Genomic DNA, 18615 nt, shown 5'->3' on the forward strand with positions numbered 1-18615 from the left:
CGGGCTTTGCCACGAGGGTCGATTACTGCCGATAACCGGGATTGCTCTCCCGCAGCTTGTGGCGTGCCGTATCCAGAAGGTGCCGATACACCCCTTGGCGGGGTTCGCCGTGGTCGGCGAACCCCTGGCGGATCAACAGGCTCAGTTGACGGTTGGCCTCCCGCAGTCTTTCTCGCCAAGGCAGCTCTGGCGCGCCAGGCAGGGGAATGAGCGTGTCCAGGACCGCCAACTCCTCAAGCTCATGTCGATCACCGTTGTGCATTTGCCCAATGGCAATGGCCATGGCTCTGGCAATCATCAATCCGGCATGACGTTGATCCGCCGCCAGTGTCGGCAGTAGCTCATCGCGTAGCAGCGCTTGGGCAGTGATGAGCAATTGTTCGCCATCGGGTGCGTCACGCATCAGTCGACCTCCGTCATGCGCAAGATTTCATATTCGAGTTCTGCAACGATATGGCCGGTGAGAGCCAGTAACAACGACGACTCTTCGCCCGAGAGGTGCCGTTCGGCCTGCTGGATGGCGATGATGGCCCAGTTGAGGTGCGCCATCACTTCCCAGTAGTACACCTGCTCCGTGGGCACCGGTTTCCCGGAGACACTGGCATAGCCGTTATAGAAGTCGGCGCGCTCGCCGATTCCTCCCGCTTCCAGGGCCGTTGCGCCGAAACGCCAGCATTTGGCGCAGAACCAGCCCAGATCCTCCAGTGGATCGCTCCAGCCGGCGAACTCCCAGTCGAGAATCGCCGTGAGGCCATGCTCGTCGACCATGTAGTTTCCGGTACGAAAATCCCGATGCGCCAGCACCCGTTCTGTGCAGTCCGGGGCGTGCCTTTCGAGCCAGCGCAGCCCCCACTCCAGCGCCGGATGAGGAGTGTGATGCCGGTCCAGAAACATTCGGCAGCGGTTCACGGCATACAAGGCGGGCGACTCCTCGTACCTCGGCAGAAACGCGAGATCCTGGCGCGGCGGGCGAATCGTGTGAATAGTCGCCAGCTCGGCGCCGAGACGAAAGGTCAGCGCCTGGCGATCACCGCCAAGACCGAGGTTTTTTACCAATACATGCCCGGCGGCCAGGCCGGCGACCTTGCGCATGACGATGAACGGTCGACCAATGACGCCGACATCGGTACACAGCCAGAGCGGCTCGGGCACCGTGACACCGGCTTCGAACGCTGCCTTGAGTAGCTGGAATTCCTGCGCCCGGCCATGACTGACAGAGACGCCGGACGGTGAGTCCGCGCGAATGACCAGCGCGAGAACACCCGCATAGGGGCCGCCCGTCACGTCGGCAATCACCCGCCAGTTTTCCTGGATGGCGCCACCGGACAACAGCGAATGCTCGCGAAATTGCACGTGGACTGCCCGTGCCTGTGTCGCGACATAGGTTTGCAGGGCGATGCGCATCGTGTCGTTCATGCGCTGTATTGCCGAAAAATACGCTTGGCCAGGCTCCAGCGATGGACTTCGGAGGGGCCGTCATAGATGCGAAAGGCACGCAGGTCGGCAAAGATTCGCGCGACCACGGTTTCCCCCGTGACGCCTTGCCCGCCGAGCACTTGCACGCTGCGATCGACCACACGCCAGGCGGCTTCGGAGGCCAGGACCTTGGTCATGCTCGATTCGGTCAGGCCAAGCCGGCCCTGGTCCAGCACCCAGGCGGTATGCCAGATCGCCAGACGGCAGGAGTGCATGTCCATTTCATTGTCCGCCAGCATAAAACCGACACCTTCATGCTGGCCGAGCGGCTTGCCGAATGCCATGCGTCGGGCGGCGTAGCCACAGGCTATTTCATGGCAGCGACGAGCGGCACCGAGCCAGCGCATGCAGTGGGTCAGGCGCGCTGGCGAAAGCCGCACCTGAGCGTATTTGAAACCTTCCCCCAATTCCCCGAGCACCGCGCTCGCCGACACGCTCACGTTATCGAATGCCACCACGCAGTGCCCTCCCGGAAAGCAACTGTCCAGTGAGTCCATTGAACGCTCGATGCGGATGCCAGGGGTTTTCATGTCCACCAGGAACATCGTGGCGCGACCGTCTTCGAGCTTGGCCATGACGATGCCCAGGCTGGCGCCGTCCGCGCCAGTGATAAACCATTTGCGGCCATTGATGATGAAGTCTTCGCCGCTCTGGACCGCCAGGGTCTGTAGCATGCCGGGGTCGGAGCCGGCGCCGGGGTCCGGCTCGGTCATGCAGAAACACGAACGGATATCACCCGCTGCCAGTGGGCGCAGCCAACGCTCTTTTTGTGCTGGAGTGGCGATGGCCTCAAGCAGGTGCATATTGCCTTCGTCGGGCGCCGCGATGTTCAACGCCACCGGGCCTAAGGGTGAATACCCGGCTTCTTCGAAAAAAATGGCCTTGGCCCGGTGGTCCAGGCCGAGCCCGCCATAGGCGCGTGCGATATGTGCGGTGAGCAGGCCTTCGGCTTTGGCCAGGCCGATCAAATGTTGGCGCAACTCGTCGCTGGGGCCGTGGGAGCCGCAGCGCGCATCGCGCTCCAGCGGGATAATTCGTTGCTCGATGAAGCGGCGTACCCGAGCTTGCAAGGTCTGTAGTTCAGGCGATATCGAGAATTCCATCTATGAAGCCCTCAGCGTCGAGTCGATTGCAGGTGCCACACCCGGATGCGGCATGTCGGCCAACAACACCGAAGCGGTTTTCGATTCGGTGATGAACAACTGCTTATTTGCCGGTCCGCCAAATGTGATGTTAGTCGTGATGTTTCCCGCGCAAGACTTGATGCGCGCAATGCACTCGCCGTTGGGGGCGAACATGAATACATGGCCCAGGGAGGCGTGGGCGACCAGTAGGTTGCCCTCGGCGTCGATGGCCAGGCCATCGGGTCCGGCGACGCCGAACAGGCTGCAAAAACGCCCGACTTTCGCGACGCTTCCGTCGGCCATCAATGGCAGGCGCCAGACCGAGTTGTCGCGGGTCATGGCGACATACAGGACCTTTTCCTGCGGGTCGAGCACCAGTCCATTCGGGCTGATGCCCGTGGCGCACAGGCAGTCCAGTTTGCCTGTCCTTGAGAGTCTGAAGACACGGCCAGTGGGATCATGCAGGCCGGTTTGTCCCTGATCGGTGAAATAAATGTCGCCATTGGCGGCCAGGGTCAAGTCGTTGATCCCTTTAAACGACTCGCTGTTGTGGCGTGACAGGAAGGGGCGTGTTTGACCGCTCACCGGGTCCAGTTCGATCAAGCCATTTCGATAGTCGGCGATCAGCAGACGACCATCGGCCAGGACTTTGAGCCCATTGGGCTCGCCATCGTATTCGGCCACCAGCGTCCATTGCCTGGCGTTGTTTATCCGGAAGATGCGTCCGAAGGGAATATCGACAACGTACAGATTGCCTTGGCTGTCGAAGCAGGGGCCTTCGATGAAGCTGTCGACCCGTTGCGCGCCTTTATTGGCCAGCGACCAGGCCGAGTCAACGTCGACCCGGCGAAACTCCGCTGGCATGGCACTGAACAAGCGGGTTTCCAGCAGAACCGGTGGATGGTCCAGATACATCATGGGGCAGCGTCCTCTTATGGCAATGTCAGGCATCCACATCAAGCACCCGACCACGGGTTTCTGGCAGCAGGAATGCCGTGATAAAGAACAAGCTGTAGGCCAGCACCGCAAAGAGTGCAATGGAATCGGCCAGGCCGATTCTTGCCGACAAGTAACCCACCAGCGCTGGAAACAAGGCGCCGATGCCACGCCCGAAGTTGTAGGTGAAGCCTTGGCCGGAGCCACGCAGGCGCGTCGGAAACAGCTCGGTCAAAAAAGCGCCAACCCCGGAAAGATAGCCGCTGGAGAAGAAACCCAGGGGGAAGCCGAGCAACAACATCGCGCTATTGGAAATCTTGACCTTGGTATAAACCAGCACCAGCACAATGGCCGCCACCGAAAACACCAGGAACAATTTGCGCCGGCCAATACGGTCGGCCAACCAGGCCCCGACCAGGTATCCCACGAAGCTGCCGGCGATGAGCAGGGCCAGATAGCCACTCGATCCCACTACGGTCAGCTCCCGCTCCTTGCGCAAGAAGGTCGGAACCCAGGTGGTGATCGCGTAATACCCGCCTTGCAAGCCGGTCGACATCAACGATGCCAGCAAGGTGGTGCGCAGGATGTCGGGCTGGAAAATTTCCAGTATCGAGGGGCGCTTGGTTCCGGTCTCGATCTGCTTGCGGCGGACTTCGGCGGCCTGCACGGGCTCGTCGACATAACGGCGCAGGAAGAACACCAGCACGGCGGGCAGCGCGCCGACGACATACATGGTGCGCCAGGCGATTTCCTGATCCATGAGACTGAACAGCACCGCTTGGGCCAGTACCGCGAAGCCCCAGCCAATGGCCCAGGCAGACTGCATACAGCCGACCGCGCGTCCCCGGTATTGCGCGCCGATAGCTTCTCCCATCAACACCGCCCCGGCGGCCCATTCCCCGCCGAAGCCTAAGCCGAGCAGCGCTCGGCAGATCGTCAGTTGGGTGAAGTTTTGCGCGAAAGCCGACAGCAGGCTGAAGGTAGCGAACCAGATAATCGTATATTGCAGGGTTTTGACGCGGCCGATGCGATCAGACAGAAAACCCGCCAGCCAGCCACCGATGGCGGAAAACAATAGCGTGGCGGTCACGGCGAAACCGGCGGCGCCCATGTCGACGTTCCAAAGCGCCATGATCGAGCCAATGACCAGCGGGTAAATCATGAAATCCAGCCCGTCCAGTCCCCACCCCGCGCTGCACGCCCAGAATGTTCGTTTGGCCATGGGGTTCATGCTGCGATAAAACGCGCCGATGCTGCCGTCGTCATGTTCGGTGGATGAACAGTCAACAATGTCTTTTATTTTTGTAGTCATTGCGTTTCCTCTAGGGTCGGGCCGTTAGGTAGCAGTCACTCTCTAATCCTTTTTTCTGATCGATGGATGAGCCATTGGCAGTCGCGGATGCGGTTGCCAACCGGCTGGCACGCACAGGCATCACAAGCTGCTGATGAGATGGCCACCATCGACGGCCAGGGTCGCGCCGGTGATATGCCGGCCAGCATCACTGGCCAGCAGCAGCAGTGGGCCGTCCAGGTCCTGTGGGTGGCCGAACCGACGCGAAGGGATGCGGTCGCGCAAACGTAGGCCGGCTTCGCTTTGCAGAAACGCCTGGTTCAGGTCGGTGACGATATAGCCGGGCAGGAGGGCGTTGACCCGAATACCGTAGCGCGCCAGCTCCAGGGCGGTGGTTTTGGTGGCCTGGATCAGACCGGCTTTGGAAACCGCGTAAGGCCCGACATGACTCGCCACACGTTCGCCGAGAATCGAGGCGACGTTGATGATGCTGCCGGAGCGGGCGCTGTCCACCAGGCGCCGAGCGCATTCCTGCGCCACGCTCCAGGTGCCGCGCAGATTTGTGTTCAGCACATGATCCCAATCGGCTTCGCTTTGCTCCAGGAACGCCTTGCTGACGGTGACCCCGGCGTTGTTGACCAGAATGTCCACCGGTTGGCCATGTTGCTCAATCTCGTCGAATGCCGCCTTGATGGTCGCCGAGTCAGTCACATCGAGTTCCACTGCCTGGACCATTCTGCCCATGGCGCGGATCTGGCTGACCAACTCGGCCAGGCGATCACTGCGACGTGCCGCCACGACGATGTCAGCGCCAGCCGATGCCAGCGTAAGGGCGAACCTCTGGCCCAAACCACCAGAGGCGCCGGTAATCAAGGCGCGATGACCATCGAGCCGGAACAGTGCTTGGTTGACGTCACTCATCAGTAGCCTCTGCTTGATCATGGCGATTGCTATCGAGCCGTCCGTTCAACGGCCCACGAAAACAGGTGTGCGCTTTTCCAGAAAGGCGTTGACGGCTTCGTCATGGTCGGCGGAGTGATGCGCCAGCGCCTGGTACGCGCTGGCCAACTCCAGCGAGCTGGCCAGGCTGAGGTGCTGGCTTTCACGCAGCAGGCGTTTGGTCAACCGTAAGGTTTGCGGCGCCAGGCAGGTGATGCGTTGGGCGAATTCGAGGACGTCGGCCATTAACCTGTCATGTGCCGTCACCTTGGTGACCAGGCCAATAGCCTTGGCTTCGTGAGCGTCGATGGTTTCGCAGGTCAGCATCAGTTCCAAGGCTTTGGCTGGCCCGATGGTGCGTGACAACAACCAGGCTCCGCCGTCTGCCGGAACGATACCGAGCTTGGCGAAGGAGCTGGCGAATTTGGCATTCTCGGAGGCGATCCGGATATCGCACATGCACGCCAGGTCCATGCCGGCGCCGATGGCGTGGCCATTCACCGCAGCGATGGTCGGCACTTCCAGGTTATAGAGCGCCAGCGGAATCTGTTGAATACCGTTGCGATAGGCGTTGCGGATCTGCAGGGGCGATCCGGCGGAAAAGCTTTTCTTGTCCCGCATGTGCTTGACGTTGCCGCCGGCGGAAAACGCCCTGCCCGCACCGGTCAGAATCACCAGGCGCACACTGGCGTCGCGGGTGATCTTGTTGCAGACATCGACGAATTCGAGCATCTGCACTTCTTCGGACAAGGCATTGCGCTCATCCGCACGGTTCATCGTCAGCGTGACGATGCCATCGACTTGTTCGTAGATCAGAAAATCATTCATGTTGTGCTCGCACCCTGGCTCTGGCGTCGTGGTTGGGATGGTTGCCGGGTCAGCCCTGCAATAGCTCTAGCGTGCCTTCTGTCACCGCCGGCCAAAGCGTGCTGGCGCTGGTATTGGCGCAGATCGCCTGGCCCAGTCGTTGTGACCACCATCCATGGCTGCCGAACTCACTGCGCCAAGACCAGAGGCGGCGAGTGGCAAACTGCAACGAATGTTCGTAGGTAAAACCGATGGCGCCATGCACGGCATGGGCGATAGCCGCGGCCTTGCCCGCAGCCTCGCTGGTACGGGCCTTGGCGGCGGCAATCGCCATCTGCTCCTGGGGGCTGCCCATGGTTTGGAAGGCATAAGCGGCGGCGGTAAAACAGGCCGCCGACTCGCAGCCCAATACGGCAATCTGCTGTTGAATCGCCTGGAACTTCGAGAGGGGCTTACCGAACTGCACCCGCTCGCTGGCGTACAGCAGGCAGTGTTCCAACAGCCTCTCAATGGCCCCCGAGATTTGCGCGCTGCGCAACATTGCCCCATAAAAGCGCAGGGGATTGGGTGGCAGCGATGGCGGCAAGGGGGCAATCAGCAATGCCGCCGTTGCCGCGAGCTTCAGGTGATCGCGTGCTTCGCCAGCGATGTTCCGATCGTTCTGCATGTCGGCGTCGGACGGCGAGAACAAGGCGATCCGTGCACCGTCACGGGTTGCCACTTCAGCCACGCAGAACGTTACGGCGTTGCCCCATGGAAGGTGTCCGAGCTCTCCCGACAAGCGCCAGACACCATCGACGCTTGTCGCCTCGATTGGCCCATGGACGAGGGGATCGGCAATCGTGATCGGACCGTCCGGTATGTCGAGCCCGGCTTGATCGAGTATCCACGCCGCAAGCAGGGTTTCCGGCAGTGGCAAGGGGAGCGTGTATTTGCCCGCCGCCGCGACCAGGGGAAAGACCTCGGACCATGAACAGCCCGAGCCCCCCTTGGCTTCGCTGACCAGTGCCCCGGGAAAGCCGTTATGGGTGATTTCGTCCCACAAAGCACTGCACCAGATGCCGCGCTCCGCGTCCTGTAACAGGTGCGGCGTCACATAGTCGCCCAATAGGCGAGTGATGCTGTCTTCAAGAATATCGCGCACGTCGATTACCTCAGGCCGAGACCGCGAGCGATGATGCCTCGCAGAATTTCGCGGGTTCCGCCGCGCAGGGAGAATGAAGGCGCGACCTGGGTGATATAGGACAGTACGCGCGCGTAATCGTGGGAGGCCAAGCTCGGTTGCAGGTCGATCAAGGCATGGGCGATCTCCGGAAGGCTCTGTTCGAGTTCGGTCCCCAGGTCCTTGACGTAGGCGGCTTCGATCGCCGGGTTGTGCTTCTGTTCGAGCTGCCCGGCAATCGCCAGGGACATCTGTCTCAATACGATGATGTGCGCGACGATGCGCCCAATGGCGGTCTGCACTTGCGCGTCTGGGGCCGAACCCACGCAACGAAGCATTTCCTGCAACAAGGCGATAGTACTCAGGTAGCGCTCCGGGCCACTACGCTCGAAAGCCAGTTCCGACATGACCTGCGCCCAACCGTTACCTTCGGTGCCGATCAGGTTTTCATGGGGCACTGACACCTCTTGGAACACCACTTCGTTGAAATGCGATTCGCCCGCCAGGTCACGGATGGGGCTGACCGTGACACCCTCGGCGTGCAGATCGATGATGATTTGGGACAGGCCCTGCTGTTTCTCTGATCCCGGTGTGGTTCGCACGAGCGCGATCATGTAGTGGCAGTGATGGGCGTTGGTCGTCCACAGTTTCGTGCCGTTGATCAGCCAGCCGGTATCGGTGCGCAACCCACGGGTGCGGGTGGCGGCCAGATCCGATCCTGAGTCGGGCTCGCTCATGCCGATGCAAAAAAACGATTCGCCTCGACAGATGGCAGGCAGAAAGCGCTCCTTCTGTGCTTCGGTTCCGACATTCAGAATCAACGGACCGCTCTGCCGGTCGGCGGTCCAGTGAGCGAGTACCGGAGCGCCTACCGCCAGTAACTCCTCGACGAGCACATAACGTGAAAACGCACTGGCTTCACTGCCGCCATAACGGCGCGGCCAGGTCATGCCGATCCAGCCACGCTCGGCAAGCTTGCGGGTGAAAGCCGCATCGAATCCCATCCAGGAATAGGCACGGTCGACGTTGGAATAATCGCGTAAGTGTTCGTCCAGAAACGCCCTGATTTGCGGGCGTAACGCCTCGGCGTCGGGCGGCAGGGGGCACGGTTGAAAGGCTTTGCTCAGCATGAAAATGATTTCCCGTGATGGAATCGGACGGCAACGCTTATACGATTGCGCTCTCGCGTAACGTGGCGATGCGCTCTTCGCTCATGCCCAAGAGGTCGCGTAGCAACTCGACGGTGTGCTGGCCCAACAACGGCGGTGGGAGCTGGTACTCAATAGGGTGCTCGACGAAATGGATCGGGTTGGCGACGAGCGGAACCTTGCCCGCCAGGGGATGATCCATCTCGATTTTCATATGCCGATGCCTGACCTGTGGGTGGTCGAACGTCTGGTCAAGTCGGTTGATGGGACCACACGGCACTCCGATGGGGCTCAGCAGGTCCATCCAGGCATCTGTGCCGCGCTGCGTGAACAGTGCGACCATTTCGGGAATCAGCTCCTCGCGATGGCAGACCCGTGCGGCGTTGGTGATGAAGCGTTGATCTTTCGCCAGCCAGGGCACCCCAGCGGCCTCACAGAATTTGCTGAACTGGTAATCATTGCCGACCGCGAGAATAAGATGGCCATCAGCGGTAGGAAATGCCTGGTAAGGCACGACATTGGGATGAGAATTGCCATAGCGTTTGGGGACGGTTTGTGCAATCAGAAAGTTCTGCGCCTGATTCGACAACATGGATACCTGACAATCGAGCAACGCCACGTCAATGTGTTCGCCGCCGCCACTGCGGTCACGCCGGGTCAGGGCGGCCATGATCGCGACGGTCGCGTACATTCCGGTCATCAGGTCCGCCACCGGTACCGCGACCTTCATCGGTTCGCCGCCGTTGAGTCCTTCAGGGCTGCCCGTGAGGCTCATAAGCCCGCCGGTGCCTTGAATCATGAAGTCATAACCGGCTTGCGATTTGAATGGGCCGTTCTGGCCAAAACCGGTTATCGAGCAATACACCAATTGCGGGTTGATGACCTTCAGCGTGTCATAGTCAAGGCCATATCGGCTCAAATCGCCGGTCTTGAAGTTCTCGATAAGCACATCCGATTGGCGAACCAACTCGACAATGATGCTGCGGCCATCTTCCGTGGCGATATCGACGGTGAGGGATTTCTTGCCACGATTGGCGCAAAGAAAATAGGCCGTTTCGCTTGTTTCGCCGCCCTCGGCGTTCTTGAGGAAAGGTGGCCCCCAGGCACGCGTATCGTCACCGTGCCCTGGACGTTCTATCTTGATGACCTCGGCGCCCAGATCGGCCAGATTCTGGCTGGCCCACGGCCCCGCGAGAATCCTGGACATGTCGAGTACACGCAGATGAGACAAGGGTCCAGCCATGACATAGCCTCCAGAGACGGTGTTGCCGTCGTTGTTATGGAGGGGAGTTTGGAGAGACCCTTACTGTGTGAAAAACGATATTTATTCATCGGCTCATAGGCGAAAAAGGAATGTCAGCCTCATCCGCCGAATCGGTATATCAAGCGCCCCACAGCGTATTGGGGCGAGAGAAATTGATTTCCTGTTCAAGTAGATCTCTCGCTACCTGGATCAGTCTGCGGTTGTCATCGCGGCGCCAGATCAGGCTGTATTTGAGCACGGGCAGGGGAGGGTCGCTGCGCAAGGCCACCAACAGGTCCTTGTTGATCAAGGGCTGCACGTAATGCGTGGGCAAAAAGCTCACGCCGATGCCCGCCACGGTAAGACCGGTAATGGCGGTCAGGCTGTTACAGGGAATGGTCTGGCCAATCTTGATATTGTACGCCGCCAGCCAGCTCTCGAACGCGAAGGAAAGGCCCGACTCCGAGGTGGAGGAAATCACCGGATGTTCCTGCAAATGCTTTGCGTTGAGAATGGTTCCGGCGGCGAGTCGCGAGGGTGAGGACATCCAGGAGAAACTCACCTCAGCCACGCTTTTCGAGGCAATGGCATGGTTAGCGGACGTTCCCGCAATGACCGCAAGATCCAGCTCTCCGCGCTCGACCAGTCTTTCCAGCAGGCGACTCAAACCCACTATGGGACCAATCGTCAGCGTGGGATATTCCTCGCCTAAGCGCTGGACGAAACTGGGAAACCAGGTGGTGGCCGAGAACTCGCTGAGGCCAAAGCGGCATAGCCCCGTTGGAATGATGTCTTGGGTCAGGCTTGAACGTACCTCTTCTTCCAGCTCGATCATGCGTCTGGCCTTCTCCAGCAGCAGCGAACCGACGCCGGTAAGTACGGCCCGTTTGCCGGACCGGTCGAACAACTGTAGACCTATATCCGTTTCCAGCTCGGCAATGCGCTTGGAAAGGGATGACTGAGTGACATGCAATCGATCCGCGGCGATAGCGAAGGTCCCCAGTTTCGCGGCCCAATAAAAAGCTTTCAGTTGATTCAGTGTCATTATTATTTTCCGTTCTGAATGCGGCTGATCTGCACACGGGACTCGCCCAACAAGATGGACACCGGCTCCCCTGTCAAATCGATGCGGCTGCCGGCACGCGAATGTCCTGGGTGAACGATAGTTCAGGGTGGCGTCGATGCTGCTCGTTGTCGGGCACGAAGGCAATGGTCGGTCCGCAGACCCTTCGTTCAGATGCAGCCGCTTTGATGCCTGGCTGGAAAGTGCGAAAGCGAAACGATGGTTCTATTCTGCGAAAGTTGGGCTGATCGGGCACTTGGAGGTCGGCGCTCGCCCGTCGGCTGCTCCCAGCGATAGGGCGGTGTGTTCAGGTTCGATACGAAAAAGACGCCGTGGAAACGCTGCGGAAAATAATATAAGGGTAGTATTAATTGTTACTTTGAAAGACAAATCCTGCTGAGCATACTCGCGGGCCAACGTTCCACAGACGGAACTTGGTTCGGATATCAGCGAGGATGTCATGCTTCAGCCCACCCAATATTTTCCACCTACCCTCGGCTGGTCCCTTATTGTTGGACTGGGAGTTTTCCTGACGCTGATCGCCATCACTGTCCGGCTAAAACTAGTGCGAAATACCAAGGACTACATCATCGCCAACCGCAAGGTAGGGCTAGGTTTTAGTGTCGGTGCAGTGATTGCGGTGTGGACATGGTCGATGGCCATCGTGATGTCAGCCGCATCGGCTTATACCTGGGGGCTCTCCGGGTTGCTGTGGTTCACCCTTCCCAACGGTGTGGCGATTATCCTGCTGGCGCCGCTGGCCTTGCGCCTGCGCAAAGTGGTGCCCAATGGCTACACCATTCCGGATTACATTCGCAGCCGGTTGTCGTCCCGCTTCGCCGCAGCCATCGCCACGGTCATCATGTTGCTGGCGCTGCTGTTTTCGATCCTGATCAACCTGAAGGGTACGGTACTGGTTACCAGCGCCGTGTTCGACCTTAAACCCGCCGTGGTGCTCGCCGTGGTGTTGGTGATCGTGACGGTCTACTCCTACCTCGGTGGGCTGTGGACCTCGACCATCACCGGCACCATCAACACGTTGCTGATCCTGGTACCGTTAGCGGTCATCGTGCTGTTCGCCCTGGCGAAGATCGGTGGCCCGGAATGGGTCTTCGATTCGCTGGCCAAAAAAAATCCCGAGTACCTGAGCATCTTCAGTTACGACGCCGCCGCTGCCTTCGGTCTTACCCTGGCGCTGGGATTGCTGGGCGCATCGGTCTCGGACCAGAGTTTCTGGCAGAAAGCCTGGGCGGTAAAACCCCGACATCTGTCGCGTACTTTCATCTGGGGGGGAGCGCTGTTTTATCCGATCCCGATCATTGCCGGCATACTCGGCCTGATCGGCCTGGGCTATGGAGTCAACCTGGCAGACATCGGCGGCGACTCCGCCTCCATCGGGCCATACATCATTTCTCATATCGGCTTACCGGTGGTGATCGTCGCGCTGTATGTATTCGTGGTGCTTAACTGCAGCTACTCAAGCATTGACGGAGCCTTTTCGGCGATTTCCTCCCTGGTATCGGTCAATGTACTCATGCCGCTGTTTCCACGGCTAGGCGGCAAGGCGCTGTTTACCCTGACCAAATTGAGCATTGTGCTGTTCGGCATCGTCGCCGGTGCCATCGTCATGTCCGGCTGGGACTTCGTCAGCCTGGTGTTGCTCGCCCAGTCGCTCAACGCCTCGATTCTGGTGCCGCTGCTGCTGGCAATCACCTGGCGGCGCACCACAGCCTCGGGCTTCAGTTGGGGGATCATTCTGGCCGTGGTCATCGGCATGAGCGTGCGTTACTTCTACGGTGAGCTGGCAGGCATCCTGATCATTACCGGTGTCAGCGCCATCGTACCGATCACCCTCGGATTACTCAGCAATCGTCACTTCGATTTCCAGGCATATGCACGGCAACTGGAAGCCCATAACCACGTAGATCTGCGCATCAGCAGTGCCTCTTAAACCTTACGGAGTCCATCCGCATGCTCTTTGCCATCGTTGCCACGTTGCTCGCCGTACTGATCTCGGTGGTGTATCTGTATTACGTCTATGACGGTATTAAGCGCGCCTCCCGGGAGATCCATGCCGTCGCCGATGAGTCCTACGACTGGGCCTCCTATACGCGCATCAACTTCAAGGTGCTCAACAGTATTATCGGTTCGGTCTTGCTGATCTACCTGCTGTCTGTCGCACCGTTGTTCTGGTACTTGGTGCCGTTCGCCGGGCTTGGTGCCGCAGTGGGCGTGATCAGCGCCTTCATCATCGAGCAACGCTCGGAGGATCTGGACCAACAGGCTGCTGATTGGCTGGCTGTACGACAACGATGAGCCTCTCGATTTCGGCCACCAGGTCATTCCTCCGATAGCTCAGCACGAGCGTCAATCAATCCAATAGGGTTTAACAATGTCCAATGCAAAACGTAAAGCTCACTTGTTGGGATTTATCCAGCATGGGATGAATAGCCATGCCATGGGAATGTGGCGGCATGACCAAGACAAGGTCAACTGGGATTGGCGCACGCCGCCGTATTGGGAACACATGGCCCGCACCATGGAGCGCGGTTTTTTTACCGGGGTGTTCATTGCCGACGAACTGGCGCCGTACAACAACTACCAGGGCAGCTCGGATGCCACGGTAAAATATGCGGTGCAATTTCCCACCCATGAACCCTCCACGCTGGTGCCGATCATGGCGCGCGCGACACGCCACCTGGGTATCGGCGTGACGCTTTCCACTGCGTTCGAACATCCCTATTCGCTGGTCCGGCGGCTGTCCAGCCTGGATCACTTGTCTGGCGGGCGAGTGGCGTGGAACGTCGTCAGTTCGTATTCAAAAAGTGAATGGGACGCCTATGGCGCAGACATGAGCCAGCGTGAAGACCGCTACGAAAAAATGCAGGAATACCTGGAGCTTTGCTACAAGTATTGGGACGCCTGGGAGCCTGGGGCGATCATCGCCGACAAGGCCAGCGGGGTGTACGCCGACCCTGCGAAAATCCGGCAGGTGTCTCACCAGGGACGTTATTTCCGTTCCAATGCGCGACCCTTTGTCAGTCCTTCGCCGCAAGGTCGGCCAGTGTTGTGGCAGGCCGGCTCTTCGGATCGCGGGCGTGATTTTGCCGCCGAACATGCCGAGGCGATCTTCGCGGTGCATCCGAGTGTCCAGCGCATGCGCCAGTACCACGATGATATCCGCGAACGCGAAGGCAAGTTCGCCCGCGCGGCCGGTAGTGTCAAGTTGATTTACGGGCTGCAAACGGTGGTTGGCAGGAGCCGCAGCGAAGCCCAGGAAAAGTATGAGCAACTCAAAGCCAATATTCCCCTGGAGGGTGCGTTGGCCTGGATATCCGGACACTTCGGGCCGGACTTCAGCAAATACTCCCTGGATGACATCGTGCAAGACATTGCCATTCCCGGTATCCAGGGTTTGTTCGAATCGATCATCTATGCCAAGGGCGGCGCGCCGGTCACTGTGCGTGAGGCGGCGCTGATCTATGCCATGGGCATGGGTATGCCCGTTGCGGTCGGCACCGCCGCTGACATTGCCGATCAAATCGAGCATTACATGGACGACGGCGGCGCCGACGGTTTCATGCTTGCCGCCACCTATACGCCGGGATGCTTCGAGGAGTTTGCCGACCTGGTAAGCCCTGAGCTGCAGCGCCGTGGCAGGTTGCGTGATCGTTACCGCAGCACCACGCTCAGGGGCAATCTACAGGACGACTGAGACAACACGGGGCGCACCAGGTCTTGGCGATCAGTGCGCTTTAAACCATCCAGCCAATTTACCGGTAAAAAAGCGCTGTCGCCGAGGGACGATGTGCGGCGCTGTGGAGCTTCTTGAGGCGCTGGTCGTCCAGTCGTCATGCCCGTGCAAAACACGGGCACTGATCGACTACCCCAGCGCAGGTCTTTTTCCTGAAAAATCGCTGCCGTAAATTAGTTAAGGCACTAAAGCGTGCGCGCTGGCTTGGCGATCTGATGCACAATACGCCCCGGACCGTTTTACTCAGGATTATCAATGTCGATATCAACCCACTCGCGTGTCGTGGTGCTGGCACTGGTGCTGGCGGCCGCCGCGGGCTGCTCCTCGCCGAAGACCGCCGTTTATGAACACGAAAACTTCGACGACTCCGGAACCTTCTCGCGCAACTATCCGGTGACCGATACGGCGTCTTGCGAGGCGGCCCGCCGTGCCTTGCTCAGTCAGGGCTATATCATCACCAGCAGCGATCCGAAGCTGATTGCCGGCAACAAAAGCTTCCAGCAGACCGGCGATACCCACCTGCAGATCAGCTTCAGTGTCGTGTGTGCGGCCGACGGCGGCGTCGATCATCACTCGACGATGTTCGCCAATGCCTTGCAGGACCGTTATGCGCTGAAGAAGGTCAACAACTCCGCGAGCCTCGGGGTGGGTGTGTTGGGTTCGGTGTCGATGCCGATCGGCTCGACCGATGATTCGATGGTCAAGGTAGCGAGTGAAACAGTGTCCTCGGCCAAGTTCTATGACCGCTTCTTTACCTTGGTGGAGTTGTTTCTGCCGCCTGAAGTGAAGAAGGAAAAACACACCGACGAAAAACCCAAGGCTGACCTTGGCGTGCCCGAAGTCGCTCCGGCGGCGATCAAACCCGAGGCCTCTGTGCCGCCACCGGCGGAGTCGGCCAAAGCTGCCGAGCCGAGCCATGTTGAGCCGACGCCGGTCGCTCCCGCTCTTAGCGCTCCGGCTATTGCTGAACCGGTGAAACTGTTGCCGCAAGCGCCTGCGACGACTCCGGACGAATCGGCAACGGTGGAAAAACCGGCGGAGCCGACCCCTGCCAGCACCGAGCCGGCCACGCCGGCTCAATAAAGCGCTCCGCGCAGCCTGCCTGACTTGTGGGGGGAGTGTGGCCCCATCAGGCTCGCCCGAATCGGCTTCTCCACCCTGCAGCAATCGAGCAATTGATTGTCTACGCGATCATATTTCGTGTGAATAAAAAATGACTGGAAAAAAACCTGACTCATCTGTTAGTTTTTCTACGCGGGAGAACGTCTGGTGACAGGGCGTTTCATTTTTCTTTAACACGGGCAACGTATGCTGGCCCTGCAGGTCAGTTACACAGGCGCTTTTTATCCACGAGTAAAAGGAGTTTCACAATGGACGATTATCAGGAAGAATTGCTGGAGTTCCACGCTTTCGAGCTGGATCCCGTCGAACCGGCTGATGACGCTACCGAGCTGTAAACGGTGGCGTTTTTTTTGCTCAAGCGGAATGTCGTTGACTGCGGCGAAATTCGCCCGGAGTCTGACCGTTCCAGCGTTTGAAGGCTCGTTGAAAGGCTTCGGCTGAAGCAAAACCGAGCAGGTAGGCGATTTCGCCAAACGCCAGCTCGGTATCCCGAATATAGGTCATCGCCAGATCGCGGCGAGTGTCGTTGAGAATCGCGCGAAATTGCGTGCCTTCCTCGGCAAGCTTGCGACGCAAGGTCCAGGTCGGCAGTTTCAGGTGTGCCGCCACTTCTTCCAGGTCCGGCTCCCGGCCACCGTTGAGCAAAGGCCCCAGCAACTGAGTGATGCGTTCACGCAGGCTGCGAGTGCGGGTCAGTTGTTCCAGTTCCCGTTCACACAGTTGCAGCAGGTGATGCCAGGTACTCGGGCAGTGTTGCGGGTTGTGTAAACCGAGACTGGCGTGATCCAGGCGCAATTGATTGGTCTCGGCGCCGAAATGCACCGGGCTGTCGCCGAGCAGCCGATAGTCGGCGGCGTAATCCGGCTCGCTGAACTCGATATCGATCCGTATGCACCGCAGGGATTGCTCGGCGACGCTCGATAATTGCTTGAGCCAGCCGGCAATGATCGAATCGACCACGAAACGGTTGTAGGCGTTGTACGGGCTGATGGAATAGAAACGCAGCCAGGCGCCGCCAGCGTCTTCATGGAAGCTCGATTGGCCGCGGTAGTTGGAGGCGTAGAGTGCTTCGAAGCGAGTCAGGACTCTTGCGGCTTCGCGCACGGTCGGGGCCTGAGCGGCGGTGATGCCGGCCAGTCCGGCGTGGCTCAGGCGGCTGAGCCGGCCCATGTGCAAGCCGAGCGCCGGATTGCCAGTGAGCTGGATCGCCGCCTGGCCCAGGCGCATATAACGTGCAATCGACAAGCGTGCCCCAGGTTGAGCCAAGCGCGCCGGATCCAGCTCGTACTGGTCCAGCAGTTCCTGGGGATCTTCGCCCAGTTCGCGCACCGCGTCGGCCAGGCTGTGGACGAAGCTGACAGAGAGGTCGCCGAGGCGCATCGGTGACGGCTTCATGGCAACCACAGGTTCAACAGGCGGGCACCACGCCCGCTGGCGTTGTCCTGGGTGAAGGTTTGTCCGTTGTAGCTGATGAAGCTCTGCCCCGAGCTATGCTGGTCCCAGAGCTGGCCGCGCAGGAACACACTGATCCCGGCGATGGACTGGCTGTTCGGCGCACGACCGATCAGGGTCAGGCGGTGCCAGGCATCGCCTTCGCTGAGCTCGCCGGGGCGTAGGCTGACTGCTGACGGCGTGACCGCACTTTTGAAGCCACGCCAGGGGCTATCCCAACTGCCCTTGCCAGCGACAAAGGCCGGTACGGCGATCAGCTTCACCCCCAGGGCGTCGAGTTGGCGGTAGGCGCTCGGATACCAGCTATCGCTGCCGATCAGGATGCCCAGGCGGCCGGCTGGGGTATCGACGACATTCAGCGGCTGGTCGGAGGCGCCTAGCACATAGCCACGTTGCTCGAAGGTCGGGTACAACTGGCGTTGCGGCTGGCCCAGGGGGCGACCGTCGGCACCGAAGGTCAGGCTGGCGTTGTACAGCGAGCCACGACCGACTTTAAGCATGCCCTGTTCGATGCTCGGTGTCGGCAGCAGGATCGAGCCCGCCACCAGAGTGATGCCGAACTCTTTCGCCAAGCCGCCGAAGACCGCCTGGTAGTCGCTGGCCATGGTCCGCGCTTTCATACGCAGCCGGGCGTCGTCCAGACGGCTGCGGCCCTTGGCCTTGAAGACCGCGCCGGTGAATTTCAGCGGATTGCTGACCATCAGCCAGTTCATCGCCTCCTGTCGGTTGATAGCTTGGTAGAGGTCGTCCTTTTCACCGCGCAGCACCAGCCAGGTGCCGACATGTTCGGGCAGCACCACCACTGTTCTGGCACTGAGCAGACCCTGGTTGCGCGCTTGTTGCAGGTAGGCCGCCAGCTTGCGGTGCAGGCGTGGCAGGCTCTGGTAGTCGCTGGGGAAGAGCTCCGGTTGGATGCCGAGCAGGTTGCCATGCTCGCCGGGAACCCCCAGGTTCACCGCGAGTTTGATTCGCAGGTCCGACAGGTAGTGACCGGTCGTGCGCTGCTGGGTCCAGACGCCGTAGAGCGTAAGCGCGGCGATCAGGGCGATGAGAAAGCTGGCGACAAGAAATTTGCGCATGAACCAACGGCCATTGACT

The 18615-nt window shown here is 59.8% G+C and carries 17 protein-coding genes; 4 read left to right on the top strand and 13 right to left on the bottom strand.

Going from position 1 to position 18615, the window contains the following annotated elements; translation table 11 throughout:
* Window positions 1-22: 22 nt before the first annotated feature.
* The 11 genes from BMX68_RS08815 to BMX68_RS08865 form a co-directional block, all read right to left on the bottom strand.
* Window positions 23-403, bottom strand: coding sequence for a DUF6285 domain-containing protein (locus tag BMX68_RS08815; RefSeq protein ID WP_074862046.1), 381 nt, complete (start codon window positions 401-403; stop codon window positions 23-25).
* A complete protein-coding gene (locus BMX68_RS08820) occupies window positions 403-1416 on the bottom strand; it encodes a phosphotransferase family protein (RefSeq protein ID WP_017133617.1) in 1014 nt (337 codons plus the stop codon). The genes BMX68_RS08815 and BMX68_RS08820 overlap by 1 nt, the downstream gene beginning before the upstream one ends.
* A complete protein-coding gene (locus BMX68_RS08825; RefSeq protein ID WP_017133616.1) occupies window positions 1413-2579 on the bottom strand; it encodes an acyl-CoA dehydrogenase family protein in 1167 nt (388 codons plus the stop codon). The genes BMX68_RS08820 and BMX68_RS08825 overlap by 4 nt, the downstream gene beginning before the upstream one ends.
* Window positions 2580-3518, bottom strand: coding sequence for an SMP-30/gluconolactonase/LRE family protein (locus tag BMX68_RS08830; RefSeq protein ID WP_017133615.1), 939 nt, complete (start codon window positions 3516-3518; stop codon window positions 2580-2582).
* Between the two features lie 25 nt (window positions 3519-3543).
* A complete protein-coding gene (locus tag BMX68_RS08835) occupies window positions 3544-4848 on the bottom strand; it encodes an MFS transporter (RefSeq protein WP_017133614.1) in 1305 nt (434 codons plus the stop codon).
* Window positions 4849-4968: 120 nt separating this feature from the next.
* The gene (locus BMX68_RS08840) at window positions 4969-5748 is read right to left on the bottom strand and encodes an SDR family NAD(P)-dependent oxidoreductase (protein WP_026013363.1); all 780 of its coding nucleotides are present in this window, start codon (window positions 5746-5748) and stop codon (window positions 4969-4971) included.
* 45 nt (window positions 5749-5793) lie between these two features.
* The gene (locus BMX68_RS08845) at window positions 5794-6594 is read right to left on the bottom strand and encodes a crotonase/enoyl-CoA hydratase family protein (RefSeq protein ID WP_017133612.1); all 801 of its coding nucleotides are present in this window, start codon (window positions 6592-6594) and stop codon (window positions 5794-5796) included.
* 49 nt (window positions 6595-6643) lie between these two features.
* Window positions 6644-7717 carry an acyl-CoA dehydrogenase family protein gene (locus BMX68_RS08850; RefSeq protein WP_017133611.1) on the bottom strand — a complete coding sequence of 358 codons (1074 nt, stop codon included), beginning with the start codon at window positions 7715-7717 and terminating at the stop codon, window positions 6644-6646.
* A gap of 5 nt (window positions 7718-7722) precedes the next feature.
* Window positions 7723-8865, bottom strand: a complete 1143-nt coding sequence (locus BMX68_RS08855) for an acyl-CoA dehydrogenase family protein (protein WP_017133610.1) — start codon at window positions 8863-8865, stop codon at window positions 7723-7725.
* Window positions 8866-8902: 37 nt separating this feature from the next.
* Window positions 8903-10126, bottom strand: a complete 1224-nt coding sequence (locus BMX68_RS08860) for a CaiB/BaiF CoA transferase family protein (RefSeq protein WP_017133609.1) — start codon at window positions 10124-10126, stop codon at window positions 8903-8905.
* 139 nt (window positions 10127-10265) lie between these two features.
* Window positions 10266-11171 (bottom strand): LysR family transcriptional regulator, encoded by a 906-nt coding sequence (locus BMX68_RS08865; protein WP_017133608.1) that lies wholly within the window; start codon window positions 11169-11171, stop codon window positions 10266-10268.
* A gap of 478 nt (window positions 11172-11649) precedes the next feature.
* Between BMX68_RS08865 and BMX68_RS08870 the strand changes: the two genes are divergently transcribed.
* The 4 genes from BMX68_RS08870 (at window position 11650) to BMX68_RS08885 (ending at window position 16026) form a co-directional block, all read left to right on the top strand.
* The gene (locus BMX68_RS08870; protein ID WP_051000687.1) at window positions 11650-13140 is read left to right on the top strand and encodes a sodium:solute symporter family transporter; all 1491 of its coding nucleotides are present in this window, start codon (window positions 11650-11652) and stop codon (window positions 13138-13140) included.
* Window positions 13141-13160: 20 nt separating this feature from the next.
* Window positions 13161-13505: a hypothetical protein gene (locus tag BMX68_RS08875; RefSeq protein ID WP_017133606.1), complete on the top strand. Its 345-nt coding sequence runs from the start codon at window positions 13161-13163 to the stop codon at window positions 13503-13505.
* Window positions 13506-13581: 76 nt separating this feature from the next.
* A complete protein-coding gene (locus BMX68_RS08880; protein ID WP_060783669.1) occupies window positions 13582-14904 on the top strand; it encodes an NtaA/DmoA family FMN-dependent monooxygenase in 1323 nt (440 codons plus the stop codon).
* Between the two features lie 294 nt (window positions 14905-15198).
* Window positions 15199-16026, top strand: coding sequence for a DUF2242 domain-containing protein (locus BMX68_RS08885; protein ID WP_017133604.1), 828 nt, complete (start codon window positions 15199-15201; stop codon window positions 16024-16026).
* A 393-nt stretch (window positions 16027-16419) separates the two neighbouring features.
* Here the strand turns inward: BMX68_RS08885 and BMX68_RS08890 are convergent, their stop codons facing one another.
* Together BMX68_RS08890 and BMX68_RS08895 are read right to left on the bottom strand one after the other, a co-directional pair.
* Window positions 16420-17460: an AraC family transcriptional regulator gene (locus BMX68_RS08890; RefSeq protein ID WP_026013362.1), complete on the bottom strand. Its 1041-nt coding sequence runs from the start codon at window positions 17458-17460 to the stop codon at window positions 16420-16422.
* Window positions 17457-18596 (bottom strand): carbon-nitrogen hydrolase family protein, encoded by a 1140-nt coding sequence (locus tag BMX68_RS08895; RefSeq protein WP_017133601.1) that lies wholly within the window; start codon window positions 18594-18596, stop codon window positions 17457-17459. The genes BMX68_RS08890 and BMX68_RS08895 overlap by 4 nt, the downstream gene beginning before the upstream one ends.
* Window positions 18597-18615: the final 19 nt, after the last annotated feature.

It is taken from the genome of Pseudomonas agarici (genome assembly GCF_900109755.1).
Lineage (GTDB): Bacteria > Pseudomonadota > Gammaproteobacteria > Pseudomonadales > Pseudomonadaceae > Aquipseudomonas > Aquipseudomonas agarici.